Origin of the sequence: Desulfitobacterium hafniense DCB-2, assembly GCF_000021925.1 — a bacterium.
In the GTDB taxonomy this organism is placed as follows: Bacteria; Bacillota; Desulfitobacteriia; order Desulfitobacteriales; family Desulfitobacteriaceae; genus Desulfitobacterium; species Desulfitobacterium hafniense.
Map to the genome: position 1 here is coordinate 3,232,521 of NC_011830.1, position 14,243 is coordinate 3,246,763.

At 47.4% G+C, this 14,243-nt stretch carries 16 protein-coding genes and 1 tRNA gene; 2 read left to right on the top strand and 15 right to left on the bottom strand.

Features of this window, described 5'->3' with window-relative positions:
• Nucleotides 1-65: 65 nt before the first annotated feature.
• Nucleotides 66-857 (top strand): polysaccharide deacetylase family protein, encoded by a 792-nt coding sequence (locus tag DHAF_RS15030; RefSeq protein WP_005812013.1) that lies wholly within the window; start codon nt 66-68, stop codon nt 855-857.
• Between the two features lie 25 nt (nt 858-882).
• Here the strand turns inward: DHAF_RS15030 and DHAF_RS15035 are convergent, their stop codons facing one another.
• The 11 genes from DHAF_RS15035 to DHAF_RS15085 all read right to left on the bottom strand — a co-directional run bounded on the left by DHAF_RS15035 (nt 883) and on the right by DHAF_RS15085 (nt 11,604).
• Nucleotides 883-1,905 (bottom strand): tetratricopeptide repeat protein, encoded by a 1,023-nt coding sequence (locus tag DHAF_RS15035; RefSeq protein WP_015944335.1) that lies wholly within the window; start codon nt 1,903-1,905, stop codon nt 883-885.
• Entirely contained in the window at nt 1,890-2,777 is an 888-nt protein-coding gene (locus tag DHAF_RS15040; protein ID WP_015944336.1) for a YitT family protein, read from the bottom strand. The genes DHAF_RS15035 and DHAF_RS15040 overlap by 16 nt, the downstream gene beginning before the upstream one ends.
• Before the next feature lie 166 nt (nt 2,778-2,943).
• A tRNA-Arg gene (locus DHAF_RS15045) sits at nt 2,944-3,019 on the bottom strand.
• Between the two features lie 78 nt (nt 3,020-3,097).
• Nucleotides 3,098-3,775 (bottom strand): dTMP kinase, encoded by a 678-nt coding sequence (locus DHAF_RS15050; protein WP_015944337.1) that lies wholly within the window; start codon nt 3,773-3,775, stop codon nt 3,098-3,100.
• A gap of 99 nt (nt 3,776-3,874) precedes the next feature.
• Nucleotides 3,875-5,512: a peptide ABC transporter substrate-binding protein gene (locus tag DHAF_RS15055; RefSeq protein ID WP_005812007.1), complete on the bottom strand. Its 1,638-nt coding sequence runs from the start codon at nt 5,510-5,512 to the stop codon at nt 3,875-3,877.
• Nucleotides 5,513-5,593: 81 nt separating this feature from the next.
• Entirely contained in the window at nt 5,594-6,574 is a 981-nt protein-coding gene (locus DHAF_RS15060; protein ID WP_005812005.1) for an ABC transporter ATP-binding protein, read from the bottom strand.
• Nucleotides 6,567-7,574, bottom strand: a complete 1,008-nt coding sequence (locus DHAF_RS15065; RefSeq protein WP_005812003.1) for an ABC transporter ATP-binding protein — start codon at nt 7,572-7,574, stop codon at nt 6,567-6,569. The genes DHAF_RS15060 and DHAF_RS15065 overlap by 8 nt, the downstream gene beginning before the upstream one ends.
• Nucleotides 7,575-7,589: 15 nt before the next feature.
• The gene (locus tag DHAF_RS15070; RefSeq protein ID WP_005812002.1) at nt 7,590-8,633 is read right to left on the bottom strand and encodes an ABC transporter permease; all 1,044 of its coding nucleotides are present in this window, start codon (nt 8,631-8,633) and stop codon (nt 7,590-7,592) included.
• A gap of 12 nt (nt 8,634-8,645) precedes the next feature.
• Nucleotides 8,646-9,563: an ABC transporter permease gene (locus tag DHAF_RS15075; RefSeq protein ID WP_005811999.1), complete on the bottom strand. Its 918-nt coding sequence runs from the start codon at nt 9,561-9,563 to the stop codon at nt 8,646-8,648.
• A 427-nt stretch (nt 9,564-9,990) separates the two neighbouring features.
• Nucleotides 9,991-10,785: a sporulation transcription factor Spo0A gene (gene spo0A / locus DHAF_RS15080; RefSeq protein ID WP_015944338.1), complete on the bottom strand. Its 795-nt coding sequence runs from the start codon at nt 10,783-10,785 to the stop codon at nt 9,991-9,993.
• A 318-nt stretch (nt 10,786-11,103) separates the two neighbouring features.
• Complete coding sequence (locus tag DHAF_RS15085; RefSeq protein WP_005811992.1) at nt 11,104-11,604, bottom strand: GNAT family N-acetyltransferase; 501 nt, start codon at nt 11,602-11,604, stop codon at nt 11,104-11,106.
• A 90-nt stretch (nt 11,605-11,694) separates the two neighbouring features.
• Here DHAF_RS15085 and DHAF_RS15090 point away from each other — a divergent pair, with 90 nt between their 5' ends.
• Nucleotides 11,695-11,880 carry a ferredoxin gene (locus tag DHAF_RS15090; RefSeq protein WP_005811990.1) on the top strand — a complete coding sequence of 62 codons (186 nt, stop codon included), beginning with the start codon at nt 11,695-11,697 and terminating at the stop codon, nt 11,878-11,880.
• Between the two features lie 86 nt (nt 11,881-11,966).
• Here the strand turns inward: DHAF_RS15090 and DHAF_RS15095 are convergent, their stop codons facing one another.
• From DHAF_RS15095 to DHAF_RS15105, 4 genes are all read right to left on the bottom strand, one after another.
• Nucleotides 11,967-12,851: a DUF1858 domain-containing protein gene (locus DHAF_RS15095; protein ID WP_011459913.1), complete on the bottom strand. Its 885-nt coding sequence runs from the start codon at nt 12,849-12,851 to the stop codon at nt 11,967-11,969.
• A gap of 20 nt (nt 12,852-12,871) precedes the next feature.
• Nucleotides 12,872-13,018: a hypothetical protein gene (locus tag DHAF_RS26110; RefSeq protein WP_005811986.1), complete on the bottom strand. Its 147-nt coding sequence runs from the start codon at nt 13,016-13,018 to the stop codon at nt 12,872-12,874.
• Between the two features lie 209 nt (nt 13,019-13,227).
• Nucleotides 13,228-13,686: a hypothetical protein gene (locus DHAF_RS15100; protein ID WP_005811984.1), complete on the bottom strand. Its 459-nt coding sequence runs from the start codon at nt 13,684-13,686 to the stop codon at nt 13,228-13,230.
• 205 nt (nt 13,687-13,891) lie between these two features.
• Entirely contained in the window at nt 13,892-14,242 is a 351-nt protein-coding gene (locus tag DHAF_RS15105; RefSeq protein ID WP_015944339.1) for a recombinase, read from the bottom strand.
• Between the last annotated feature and the right edge of the window lies 1 nt (nt 14,243).

Here is a 14,243-nt window from a genome sequence, read left to right on the forward strand (position 1 = left end):
GTACAGCCTCTCTTTACATGTTCCGTTCGGACCTTGAATATCTTTTGAAGAGGGAGGGATAATTCATGAAATTTATTGTCTTTAAACGACCGGCTTTGCGCAATGCTATGCTCTGGGCTATCCTCTTATTCGTAGTCCTTGCTTATCGTGAAAATGTTATAGCAGTCTTTTCCAGCAAGCTCAAGCCCATTTACTCAGCAGAAGTTACCACCAGTGAAATTGGCCTGACTTTTGATATCAGCTGGGGAGAAAAAACCCCGGAACCGATTCTGGATATTTTGCAGGAAAAGGGCGTCAAAGCTACCTTCTTTTTATCCAGCCCCTGGGCTGCCAAACATGAAGATCTGGTAAAACGCATGGTGGCGGACGGTCACGAAATTGCTTCCCATGGCAATCGGCATATTGATTTAAACACGTTAAGCCCGGGAGAGATTGAGCGTGAAATTATGAGTGCCCACGAAGTTCTTCAACAGATTACCGGTCAGAAAATCTCCTTGCTGAGACCACCTAACGGGGCTTATGATAATAAACTGATCAGTGTCTCACAACGGCTCGGCTATCAAGTCATTCAATGGAGTGTGGATTCCCTGGATTGGAAACGTCCCGGACCGGAAGCGGTTATCCATAATGTGCTGAATGGTCTTCCTAACGGGCATGGTGCAGGGCCGGGGGATATCATCCTTTTCCATGCCTCAGACTCCGCTCCGGACACGATTAAAGCCCTGCCGGTGGTGATCGATCAGCTGAGAGCCAAAAACTATCAACTGGTCCCTGTCAGCCAATTGCTGAAAAGCGCCACCAAAACCTGGCCGCCGGAAAGCAATCTCCCGCCACTGGAGCAAACAGGGTCCTCTTAAACCACTCTGAATGGCCTCTGATGGGTTAGCGCTTGCCCGTTATGGCTTGCAACGCCCCTTCAGCTTCAATACGCTCCTTGGCCTGTGCCATGGCCTGAGCGGCATCCTTTTTTATGAAACCCGGTAATCCCATTTGAATTGCTCCATCTAAGTACTCTGCCGCCTGAGCAAATTCACCCCGTTCATAGGCTTTAACCCCCGTTAAATACTGGATGCAAGCTTCCCCGTTTTCTTTGGCCTCCAACGCTTTCAGGGTATTCTCATAACCCTCTCGATCCCCGATCACAAGGGCCAGCAGGGCTTTTTTCACTAATACCTGCTCTCCATATGAGGTGGCCTGGACTGGCGAACTCTGGCTGCTTAATTCCTTGGCTTTCCCCCATTGACCTGTGAAAAGAGCTAAGTCATACTCTGTCTCCGAAACCAAAGGATGTGTTGAGGATATCTCTGCCGCCATTTGCCATGATTTCTGAGCCTGTTCCAGTTTTCCCAAGGCCAGATAACTTCTGGACAAGGCAATGTTTTTCAATACCCGGTCCTCTGAGTTTAGGTCTCCCTCACTGATGCTTAATAACGTATTGACCGCCTTCTCATGTTCTTCGCCCTTCCCCCAGAGCATTCCCTGGGCCAGCTTCTGAAGAGCAGGATTGTCAAGGACGGCAATGACCTTCTCAGCCTCGTCGGGCCTATCTTTTAATAAATAAAGCTGAAACAGCCAGAAGCGATGACCATCATCTTCATGGTGCACTAATTCCGGCTCTATTGCCTCATACTCACCCTGATTAAGCTTTAGCCATAGTTCCCCTTCGGCAATGAAGGGGAGCTTTTTTAACCAAGCTGCATTTTTCTCTATCCAGGCCAGCTCCTGAGTAAGAGCGGCAAAATCATAGCGGTCTACCGCACCGCGGTAGGCGCCGACATGTTGGAAATAGGGCAAACCGGCCAAAAGGAGGAGCAAGATCAGTATTCCAGATAGCAGGATTTGCAGAACCCGCTGCTTTCTTTTGTTGCGATGGGGTATTTTCTTCCTCTTTAATGTCCTTTCCATGTAGAAAAGCCCTCCCCTACCACTTCCGGAACATCGGAAATCGACAAAAATGCCTTAGGATCGCGAGTGCGGATAATTTCTTTGATCTGAGACATTTCCGTCCGGCTGATGACACAATAGACCACTTCTTTATCTTCTTTGGAGTAAGCCCCTTTGGCCTGAAAAAGCGTAACGCCCCGATCCAGCTTCTCCATAATATCCTGAGCGATGCCATGGGGGTCTCCAGTGACAACCAGAACGCTTTTAGAGGGGTTCAGACCCTCCTGGACCATGTCGATAACTTTGGTGGCTATAAACATATAAATCATCGCATACATGGCCCGCTCCGGGCCCAGAAAGACAGCGGCCGCTATAAAGATCAAAGCGTCAATGCCCATCAGAACCTGCCCGACACTAAAAGAGGTGGTGCGGCTGAAAAACACAGCCAAAATATCTGTGCCGCCTAAAGAGCCGCGGCTGCGGAAAATAATGCCCATGCCAATGCCACTGACAACACCGGCAAAGATACATGCCAACAGAGGATCAGCGGTAGGATTAGGAATTGCCATAGTTACTTCTAAAGCTAAAGAAAAGGCTGCAACGCCGATGATGCTATACACCAAAAAAACTCGTCCAACCATTTTCCACCCGACGAGAAACAAGGGGATATTTAAGAGAATCACGACTTTACTGACAGGTAAATTGAACAAATAATAAACAATAATCGCGATCCCCGTGACTCCTCCGTCCGCTATCTTATTGGGGATGATCATGGAGTTGATACTGGCAGCTACGATCACCGCTCCTATGATGATGGCCACAATTCTTTTCAAGTGAACCCACGTCACCCGAAGATAATCTTCTCTCCAGCTCAAAAAAATCCCACCCCTCATGAAACTTTTCTTCCTTGACTGTTAAAGCAATATATCTTATGTATTCAAAACATTGATGGCAATCGTTGAGATTATCATCTTATAGTGAGACGAATCCCCTTTGATTATACTCCTGGGTTATGCAATGAAAAAACGCCGCAATCCCTTGCGACGTCATTGTAACATATGGTGCGCCCGGCAGGATTTGAACCTGCGACCTCCGGCCTCGGAAACCGTCACTCTATCCCCTGAGCTACGAGCGCTCGAAAACAACCGCTATATCACTTTACTAAAAGTACTTGGCTTTGTCAAGACATAACTTGAAAGTCTAAAAAAACAAATTACTTTAACACTATGGCCTTTTGGGTGACTGCATAGATTTCCTCGTGTATTTCCTCAATAGACTTCAGCCTGCCTTCAGATACACAATCTATGGTCAGCCAGTTTTCCCGCACCCGGACTTTTTGGGCATTGTCATAAGACTCCTTAAGATAACCCTTATTTTTCTCATGAATGTCCTGACTGGTAACCGAGGATTTGTCGGCACGGCCGGCAATAAACTGGATACTCAGGTCAGGGGGCATATTAAGATAAATAACCAGGTCCGGTTCAGGCAGACCCATTAAGCGATATTCGAAATCTTTCAGCCAATCAAGATAGCTTGCCCAGCCGGCGGGGTCTTTGATTTTAACAGCTTGGTGGATCATATTAGAGGTGGTATATCGATCAGAGAGAATGATCCCCCCCCGGCTGTAAAAATCCCCCCAGAGGGTTTTGTAAGAAGCATAGCGATCCACAGCATAGAACGTAGATGCTGTATAAGGATTTACCCCATTAGGGTCCGTGCCGAACTCTCCTCCCAAATACATGGTGACCAGAGATGAGGAGGGACTGGAATAATTGGGGAACTCCACTTTTTTTACTTGCAGCCCTTCATCTGCGAGGCGCCGCCATAGCTTCCGGGTCTGGGTCGCCTTGCCGCTCCCATCTCCACCTTCAATAATAATGAGTTTACCCATACTCTTACTCCATCCTCCCAGTCATTTGGCACCTTAGCCGAAGGGCCGCCGGAAATCGGCGGCCCCTGCATTTTGGAATATGATTAAAATCAGAGTTCTTTACTCCACGATGTCAGCGTACTGGAAGTACCAGTAGCCATAGGGAGAGTGCCAGGAACCTGTAATTTTAGGGCTTTGCAGATAGAACTCGTTGTAATAAGCCACCGGCACGACAGCAGCATCAGCCATCATATGATCTTCCGCCTGATGCAAGTAACCGGAACGTTTCTCGGGATCAACTTCTGCAGCAGCTTTATCCATCAGCGCATCATATTCAGCGCTCTTATATTTAGCATTGTTGTTGCCATTGGTGCTGTACATCAGATCCAGCATATTGGAAGCATCGTTGTAATCAAACAGCCATCCATCACGGCTGGTTTGATAATCACCGGCACGACGCTGGGGCGTGAAGCTGGCCCACTCCACGATCTCGACATTCACTGTAAGTCCCAATTCCTTCCAGGCCTGCTGGAGATATTGTGCGACCACTTTGTGATAAGCAGAATCGTTAGTGGAATAGGTGATGGCCGGGAATCCTTTACCTTCGGGATAACCTGCCTCAGCCAGGAGTTCCTTAGCTTTGGCCAGGTTGCCTTCATGATCATCGATATTAATATAAGGTTTGCCGCCGTTGGCATTGTCCATGAAGCTGCTGCCATCCCAGTCGGCTACGCCTGTGCCGATGAAATTGGAGGCAGGGGTATAGGTTCCTTGCATCAGGGTATCAGCCACATATTTGCGGTCGATGGCCAAGCTTAAAGCCATACGAACGCGGGGGTCAGAAAACTGGGGCAAGGTATTGTTTAAATCAAGATAATAGGTGCCGAGAAGGGGCTCAATATAGAAGTCATCCTTACCTTGAAGAGAAGGAATCTCCGCAGTGGGCACATCCTTGATCATCATGGCTTCGCCAGTCTTGTAAGCGGCGTAAGAAGCATTAGAATCCTCGATCAGGAGCAGTTTGATGGAATCCAGCTTGATGGAGTCCGGATCGCGGTAATTAGGATTTTTGGTGAAGAGGATATAGGAACTGGGTACCCATTCAGAGATTTGGAAGGGGCCGTTGCCGATATAGGCTTCGGGCTTGGTTGCCCAGGCATCGCCGTTGGCTTCAATGGTAGCCTGTTGTACAGGGCTCAAAGTTGCGAAAGCGGCCAGCTTATCGAAGTAGGCACAGGGGTTGGCCAGCTCAACTACGAAAGTGGTGTCATCAGGTGCGGAAACAGCCAGGGCATCGGGATTGCCGCCGGCAGCTTCGTCAAATCCTTTGACCATGCCCAGTACGGTTTCACCGTAGGGAGCAGCAGTAGCAGGATCGGCTACCCGTTTCCAGCTGTAGACAAAGTCCTTGGCAGTCAGAGGTGATCCATCAGACCACTTCAGTCCTTCACGGAGATAGAAGGTCCAGGTCAGACCATCTTCACTGGTCTCCCACTTCTCAGCGGCGCCAGGAATGATCTTGTTGTCTTTGTCCACATTGAGCAGACAATCAAAGGCAAACAAAAGCATGTTGCCACCATCCACGGCACTGTTCAGTGCGGGATCGAGGGTCTCGGGGTTAGGGCCAATCTGGGCCACAAGCTGTTTTGGCTTTTTGTCGCCGTCAGCTTGGGCAGGGGCGGACGGGTTACCGCAAGCGGTAAGCGTCAGAGCCAGAATCATGGTGACGACCAGTATTAGGGTACTTTTTCTTTTCATGACATTCTTTTCCTCCTTTTTTCTTTTGGATATTTATCATTCACCGTGACATGGGCACGGTAAATAATTTAAAGGACGGAATCATTGCACCCGGTCCAGATGATGGCAGGCGGCAAAGTGACCGGCCGAGACCTCGCGCCATTCCGGTTCCTCGGCGGCACACCGCTGGTCGGCGTAAACGCACCGGGTACGGAAACGGCAGCCGGAGGGGGGATTGACGGGGCTGGGGACATCGCCCTCCAGCACGATGCGCTGAGTGCTGCGGGAAACCTTGGGGTCGGCAATCGGAATCGCCGATATCAAACTGCGGGTATAAGGATGGACGCTGTGAAAGGTCAGTTCATAACTGTCGGCCAGCTCCACCAGCTTTCCCAGATACATAACGCCGATACGGTTAGATATATGCTTGACAACGCTCAAATTATGAGAAATAAACAGATAAGTCAATCCCATACGCTGCTGAAGTTCTTCAAACATATTGACTACCTGAGCCTGAATGGATACGTCCAGCGCCGAAATAGGTTCGTCGCAGACGATAAACTCAGGATTTACAGCCAGAGCACGGGCGATGCCCACCCTTTGGCGTTGTCCGCCGGAAAATTCATGGGGATAGCGGTTGGCATGTTCTGTATTCAGGCCCACCAGGCTTAAAAGCTCCACAATACGGTCCCGGCGTTCCTGAGCATTGGCTGCCAAACGATGAATATCGATGGCCTCCCCCACAATGTCCCCTACAGTCATGCGCGGGTTAAGACTGGCATAGGGATCCTGAAAGACAATCTGCATTTTCCGCCGGTAAGGCAGCATATTCACATGAGTAATATCTTTTCCTGCGTAGAAGATTTTACCCCCGGTGGGTTCATGCAGCCGCAGCAAAGTCCGCCCTGTGGTCGTCTTGCCGCAGCCTGACTCTCCGACAAGACCCAGGGTTTCACCTTTATTGATAGAGAAGGACACATCGTCCACAGCTTTGACAACTTTTTTCTCAAGCAGTTTTTCACTTTTCACCGGAAAATATTGCTTTAAGTGCTGTATTTCCAGCAATTTATTATTATCAATCATGTTGAACCTCCGACTGTCCCTCGAATTTTGCTTTGTCCAGAAGCCAACACGCACTGTAATGTTCTTCGCTAAGCTTGGTATAGGCCGGCATAGTGCTCAGGCAAATTTTCATACATGAACGACAGCGGGGAGCAAACGGGCAACCCGCCGGCGGATTGAGCATGTCCACCGGTAAACCTTCAATCGGCACCAATTGCTTGTGTTCCCGATCATTGATATTGGGCACGCTCTGCAGCAAGCCTTTGGTATATTCATGAGATGGCTGATAGAAAATTTCATCCGCGGTGCCGGATTCAATCACCTTACCGGCATACATAACGGCAATACGGTCACACATACCGGCCACAACACCCAGGTCGTGGGTAATCAGAATAATGGACATCCCCATTTTTTCCTTCAGATTGATCATAAGTTCGATGATCTGGGCTTGAATCGTCACATCCAAAGCGGTCGTCGGTTCATCAGCGATCAACAGCTTGGGCTCACAGGCCAAAGCGATGGCAATCATCACCCGCTGACGCATGCCGCCGGATAATTCATGAGGATATTGCTTTAAGCGTTTTTCCGGTTCGTTAATGCCTACTAACTGCAAAAGTTCCCGGGCACGCTCGTTGGCCTCTTTCTTGGTCTTCTTGGTATGGAGAAGAATGACCTCCCGGATCTGGTTGCCGATGGTATAGACCGGATTGAGACTGGTCATCGGATCCTGGAAAATGATCGATACCTCATTTCCCCTGATCTCACGGAGTTCCCGTTCCGTCATTTTATTAATATGATGTCCGTTGAAATAAAGATCACCGCCGATCAGGCGGCCAGGATGAGCCGTCAGGCCCATGAGACTGTATGAGGTAACCGATTTTCCGGAACCGCTCTCCCCTACAACCCCCAATACTTCGCCTTCACGAACATGCAGGGACACATCATTGAGTGCTTTTACCTCACCTGCAGGGGTAAAGAAGGAGAGCCTCTCGTTGCGTATATCAACTAAATACTCATTCATTATGTTTCTCCTTCCTTAACTCTTCATCTTAGGGTCGAATGCGTCACGCAAGCCATCGCCTAATAGGTTAAAACTAAGAATGATCAGGCTGATCAGCAAAGCCGGCGCCATCAACAGATAAGGATAACTGTTCAGGCCGTTGAGGGCATCACTGGCCAGAGAACCTAAAGAAGGCAAAGGAACAGCAACCCCCAAGCCGAGGAAGCTCAGAAAACTCTCCGTAAAAATAGAAGATGGAATCTGCAGCGTGGTGGTAACAATCAAAGTCCCGATACAGTTGGTGAGAAGATGTTTGCGGATAATGCGGCCTGTACCGGCACCCAAAGCTCTGGCCGCGGTTACATATTCATTCTGCTTAAGGGCCAGCACCTGGCTGCGGACAATCCGCGCCATACCCACCCAATACAGCAGGGCAAACACCAGAAAAATACTGATCAGGTTGGGCCCCACCGTCTGAATCCATCCAAAACCGGGCTTCGTCGCCAGGATGCCCAAGGGATCCCGGATAGCAAAAGAGATCAGAACAATCAGGAGAATATCCGGTACTGTATAAATAATATCGACGATACGCATCATCATGAGATCTACCCAGCCGCCAAAGAAACCGGACACAGCGCCATAAGTCGAACCAATAACCAATATGATAGCGGAAGCGATTAAGCCTACCATTAAGGAGATGCGGCTGCCCACCATCACGCGGACAGCATAATCGCGGCCCAAATTATCTGTTCCCAGAATATGGGGAAACACTTTTTCTCCGGCATCAATGCGCAGTTGTTCCTGAGTGGAGTAGGTCATGGGTTTGAGATATTCAGAGCCCTTGATCTGCTGCTCATATTTATAAGGATAGAAGCTGGGCACGATAAAAGAAAAAAACATAACAACCAGAATGACTGTAAGGCTGATCATAGCCACCTTATTTTTTCTGAGCCGCCGCATGGCATCCTTCCAAAAGCTGACACCGGGGCGCATTTGGGTGAGACTTTGCTTTTCTGCATCGGTTGCAGGCAGAAAATCTTCAACCTTTAATTGTAAGCTAAGCGGATTTTTTTCTGTCATTTTCTGCCCTCCCTACTTGAGTTGGATACGCGGATCAATAAATTTATAAAGAATATCGATCAGTGCATTAATGGTAATAACAAGCGTCGCCAAGAAAATTGTGGTGCCCATAATTACGGTGTAATCACGGTTGACGATGGAGCTGACGAATTGACCGCCTAAACCGGGAATGACGAAAATTTTCTCCACGATGAAACTGCCGGTCAGAGTAAAGGCCAGCATAGGGCCTACATAAGTGATGACAGGCAGGATGGCGTTGCGCAAAGCATGCTTGAAAAGGCTCTTCATCTGAGAAAGACCTTTGGCACGAGCTGTCCGCATGTAATCCTGACCAATCACATCAAGCATGGACGAGCGCATCAGTCGTGTAATGTAGGCGGTCGGATAGAAGGAAAGGGCAAATACGGGAAGGATATAATGAGCCGGTGTTGTAAGACCCATGGTCGGCAATACCCCTAAGTAGACACCGAACACATACATACCTACGGTACAGATAACAAAACTGGGAAAGGCAATGCCGCAGGTAGCGATGACGATGATCAGGTCGTCGAGCCATTTACCGCGATTAAGAGCAGCAATGCTTCCCAGAGGAATTCCAATCGATAGGGCTACAAGTACTGCGATACCGCCCAGCTTGGCTGATACCGGAAACTTGCTGACAATAATATCGCTGACAGTGCGGCCACGTTGTTTTAAACTCAAGCCAAAGTCGCCCTGAGCAGCACTCAGCATGTAGTTTTTGTATTGCACAATCAGCGGCTTGTCCAACCCGAATTTCTCATGAAGTGCGGCCTGAGCTTGCGCACTAATGGACTTTTCTGCAACAAATGGACCACCGGGCACCATGTTCATTAGAAAAAAAGTTATGGTTGCAACCACAAAGATCGTCATCACTGCCAGAATAATTCGCTTAATAACGTATTTAATCATTCACTAATACTCCCTCGCTCTTTTCATAAATCTGAACCCGGTCACCAGTTTTTGCTCACAACATCTAACCCCAATTTTCATATAATTTCAACACAGACGCGTTTCAATTTTAACAATCGAAGTGGACTTTGTCAATTAGCATAGGAAAGCAAAAAACCTTCGCGCAGGCTTATACTAAAGCAAGGACAGCTTTTAAAAAACATTGAAGAACGACACTATTTACGACCGGAACAAGCCTGAGAGCTCTCTTAGCGATGGGCATTCTTCACCGAAAAGCGATGAGCTCTTGCAACTCAGCCAATTATTGGCATCGCTATTATGGCAAGAAGAGCTTTGTCGAAGGCCATGGAAGCCTTGAGAGGGTTGGAAAAAAGCACTCCTATCAATGATTGAATAGGAGTGCTTCGGACAAAAAGCCTTGCTGATTTTAACTTACTTTACTCATAACCCTCAATTTGTCGGCAAGAAGGGCAACAAATTCTGAATTGGTTGGTTTTTGTCGTTCAATATTCATAGAATATCCGAAAATGCGTTTTAGCGTCTCCGTATGTCCCCGCTCCCATGCCAATTCGATGGCATGCCGGATACCTCGCTCCACACGGCTGGGTGCAGTATCATATTTCTTGGCAATGGCCGGATAGAGCTCCTTGGTTACCGCCCCCAATAAAGACACATCTTCGACGACCATGAGAATCGCATCTCTTATGTACTGGTATCCCTTGACATGAGCTGGAATGCCGATTTGATGCATCATATTCGTCACTTCTGCCCCTAAATTAACACTTGTGCCTGCGTTGGTCACAGCATTCACTGCCGAAGTCATCGGAGTCGATGAGGAGGGTGCGCTTTGGGTCAGACTACGGATCCTCTTGCCCAGAATCTCCAGATCAAAAGGCTTCAGAATAAAATAATCTACGCCAAGTATCATGGCCTGATGGGTTAAGGATTCCTGACCAAAGGCGGTAAGCATGATAACCTTGGGCCGTGAAGCCGTCGTCCGTCCGTTTATTCTTTCCAAAACACCTAACCCGTCCAGACTCGGCATAACCAAATCGATGATGACAAGATCCGGTTCCTGAGATTGAATCAGATCCCAAGCCTCGACTCCATTGTACGCTATCCCTATCACCTCGAGGTCATCCTGACTTTGGAGAAAATCCTGTAACATTTGGCACAAATTACGGTTATCGTCAGCGACGACAATTTTGATTTTTCTTCCCATTTTCTTTATCATCCTGCCTTATGGTAATTTTCCGGTCCTTATTATCTTGCTATAATGTCAATTCTCTCTTGTCTTCTGCCGGTGACCTTATTATACGTTAGCTGGGATGTCGAAATCGTAAAAAATAAGTAAACCGCATAATTAACCGATTATTCTTAAAGTCCTTATAATAGGGGGTTTTCTGGATATTAATGTAAATTAAATCTCGTTATTTTATTCCATTTTTCCCCAGAAGGGTCAGTCCCCCATGATTATTCACGAATATGCTAGAAAATTCATATAAAATCCCCTGCGTTGAGATTGCCAAAAAGATACTTATTAAAAAATGATCTGCATGATCATGACATCCAAACATTGCCCAAACTTCGTCCCCACTTCATGATACTTCCCGGCTTCCCAAAAACCATGCTTTTTAGCTAAGGAAATACTCTTTTCATTGGTCGAAGTAATACGGCCTAATAGAGTATGGTAGCCTAATTTTTTCGCCTCCTGACAAAGAACTTTCAGCAGTGCATCTCCCATGGATTGACCGGTCCACTCAGGAGCGATGTAGATGGAAAACTCTCCGCTTTGTTTGTAGGCCGCCCGGGGATGAAAAGGCGACAGACTGCCCCACCCTGTAACCTGTCCCTGGTTTTCCACCACATAGACAGGATAATAAGGGTCTTGATGATTACCAAACCAGACCTCTGCCGCCGCCAAGGAGCGCTCTTCCAGATCAAAGGTTGCAACCGTGTTGAGGACAGCCCAATTATATATTGCATTGATTCGTTCCAAATCCTTAACTTGGGCTTGGCGCAGGATAAATTGTGATGCCATTTTTCTTTCTCATCCTTCCGTAATATGTATAACATCTCCAGAATAAGGGAACATTGAGTGTTGAGTTTAGCAAAGGAGGTCTATTTAATAATGACTGCATCAGTAGATGAAAATTGCATTGGTTGTGGTGCTTGTGCATCCATTTGCCCCGAAATATTTCGCATGAATGACGAGGGGCTTGCTGAAGCGTATGTAAACCCCGTTCCCAGTGAACTGGAGGAATCTGCCCAGGAAGCTGCGGATGGTTGCCCCACAGATGCCATCCACCTTGACTAATACTACTCTATACTATCACAGGGGGGCGTATCACTTCGATACGCCCCCCTGGTATTTTGCTCATATTTATTTATCTGTGGTCTGTTTTAGGCATTCACAACGTCTTGAGCAGCTTCTTGCAACCCTTCCAGGCCTACGCGATCAATAAGCCGGCCCAGGCGCTCCTGAGGCTTGGCATTCTCTTTAAAATACTCCATCACTGCATCAATGACGGGAATGAGCTGATCGGATTGGAGATTCTCCAGAAGCAAATCTCCCCGGCGGGGTTTGACGCCGCCATTTCCGCCCACATAGACATGGTATCCTTTGCTGGTTCCCATGATTCCCAGATCCACATTCATGGAATCCGTACATTTATTGGGGCAGCCGGCAATCCCGATTTTAAACTTTGCAGGCAGGGACATACCATGGTAGCGCTTATCCACTTCCATTCCGATACCCAGGGTTTCCTGGAGACCACGCTTGCAGAAAGTCATACCAGGGCATACTTTGACACTGCGGACACATAGTCCTATAGCATGTCCGGGATCCATCCCCAAATCATCCCAGGCAGCCGGGATAACTTCCGGCTTCAAGCCAACGATAGCAATCCGTTGGGCGGAAGTCACCTTAATTGCGGCGGCATTGTATTTTTCCGCTACATCAGCAATTTTCCGCAATATTTCGGGGGTAGCTACCCCTGCCGGAATATGGGGGGCAATAGCGAAGGTCTTTTTATCCATTTGTAGAATGGCACCCTTGGGTTGAGCTTTAGCTTTGGCAGCTTCAGACATCTCCCCTTGCTCCACTGAATTAACAGCCTCCAGAAGCTTTTCAGGGTCGAGCTTGTGCATTTGAGCAGCATTAAGCAGGGTTTCATTTACCGAAAAAGGACACCCCAGACAATGCAACCCTAATTCCTGCATTGCTTCAACCGTTTTAGGGTTGGCGGCCATGATGTCCTTGAGTTTCATTTCTAATGTAAATTTCATTTTAAACACCTCGATATCCTTTAGCCATGAATTAACATCGGCAGACAATGCACACAAACGTGCTTTTCATCCCCTTGATGTACATAAGTTATAACAGGTGTAAGCTCACTGGTTGTTCCGCAATGTGAGCATTCCCGCTCAATGTTTTCTTTTTTCGTATCGGCCATGTTCATATCCCCCTTTATAATGATGGCTTAAGTCTAACAAAAATTTATTCCTGCTGATGTGACCTACAGCACTCCTAAGTGTGTTTTTTGAAACACGCTCAGGATTTACATCTCAGTTTAAACCGTTCTGAACGGAAATATACTTAGAAAGTATCTAACGCAAATTTATGCTTTCTGACAATAAAAAAACGCGCTCCAAGGCGCGTAAGTTATTGAAGAGCTAGGGACTGAACATCCAGCTTTTGAATTTGAATGATTTTCCAACCTTCAGAGGTGGCTTGGGTTTCCATTACATAAGTCTGCACGATTTTTTCCTTGGCCGGCGAGGTCCATTCTACATTGACCAAAACGCTGTTGGGCTGGGGAGAATCTGCTAATTCCATCTTCTTCAGGCTGATTAGGGGGTTATTTTTAACCTGAGCCTTCCATAATTCAAATTCCTGCTGCCCCAGTGGATTGAGTTCCTTAGCCATGAGCAGCTGTTCTGCCAGCTCCAGTTGTCTCGTGTCCAGATAACCCCAAAAACGCTGTACAGCTGCCTGAGGCGAATCCGCATAGTGGGGTTGGGTCAGAGACACCATAACAGATTGGGGAGATTTCCAGGCAACAATCCCCAGTAAACAAACGAGTGTAATTCCCATGATCCAGACATAACGACTTCTAGCCATGTTTTCCCTCCTTGCTTGTCTTCCTACTCTATTCTATAGGAGGGAACTCTCTTTCATGTCATGTCTTAAGTAATTTTTATTTGACTAATTAAATACCTTGCGGAGGAAGCTGAGTACGAACTCAGGCAGACGGACATAGTAAACCTTCATTCAGATCACCTCTTTCCTTCTTTATTACTTTATGCAATAGGCCACCTGATGGGACTCAAATAATTTGGTAATTTTTCACTGCGTCTTCCAATTGAGCAACCAGTAATTTTTCCTCTTCGCTGCTGGCTGTGAAATAAAGCCGTCCGATAATGGAGCTGATGATTTTTAAGACATCCTCAACAACGAGTTTCTCACTCATAGCTAATTGGGCACTGGTCTCTACTAATGCGATCCCAAATTGATGACCGACCCCTTCTTTCATAGTCCTCATACAGGTTTTTCCCAGCAGTTTCATAACTAAAGAAGCCTCTTGGGCGTCGAGCTGCCGAATAGCATCAATAACGGTTGTTAATCCCTGCACCATTCTTAATCCCACATTGGCCCAATTCACTTGTTGATTATCCATG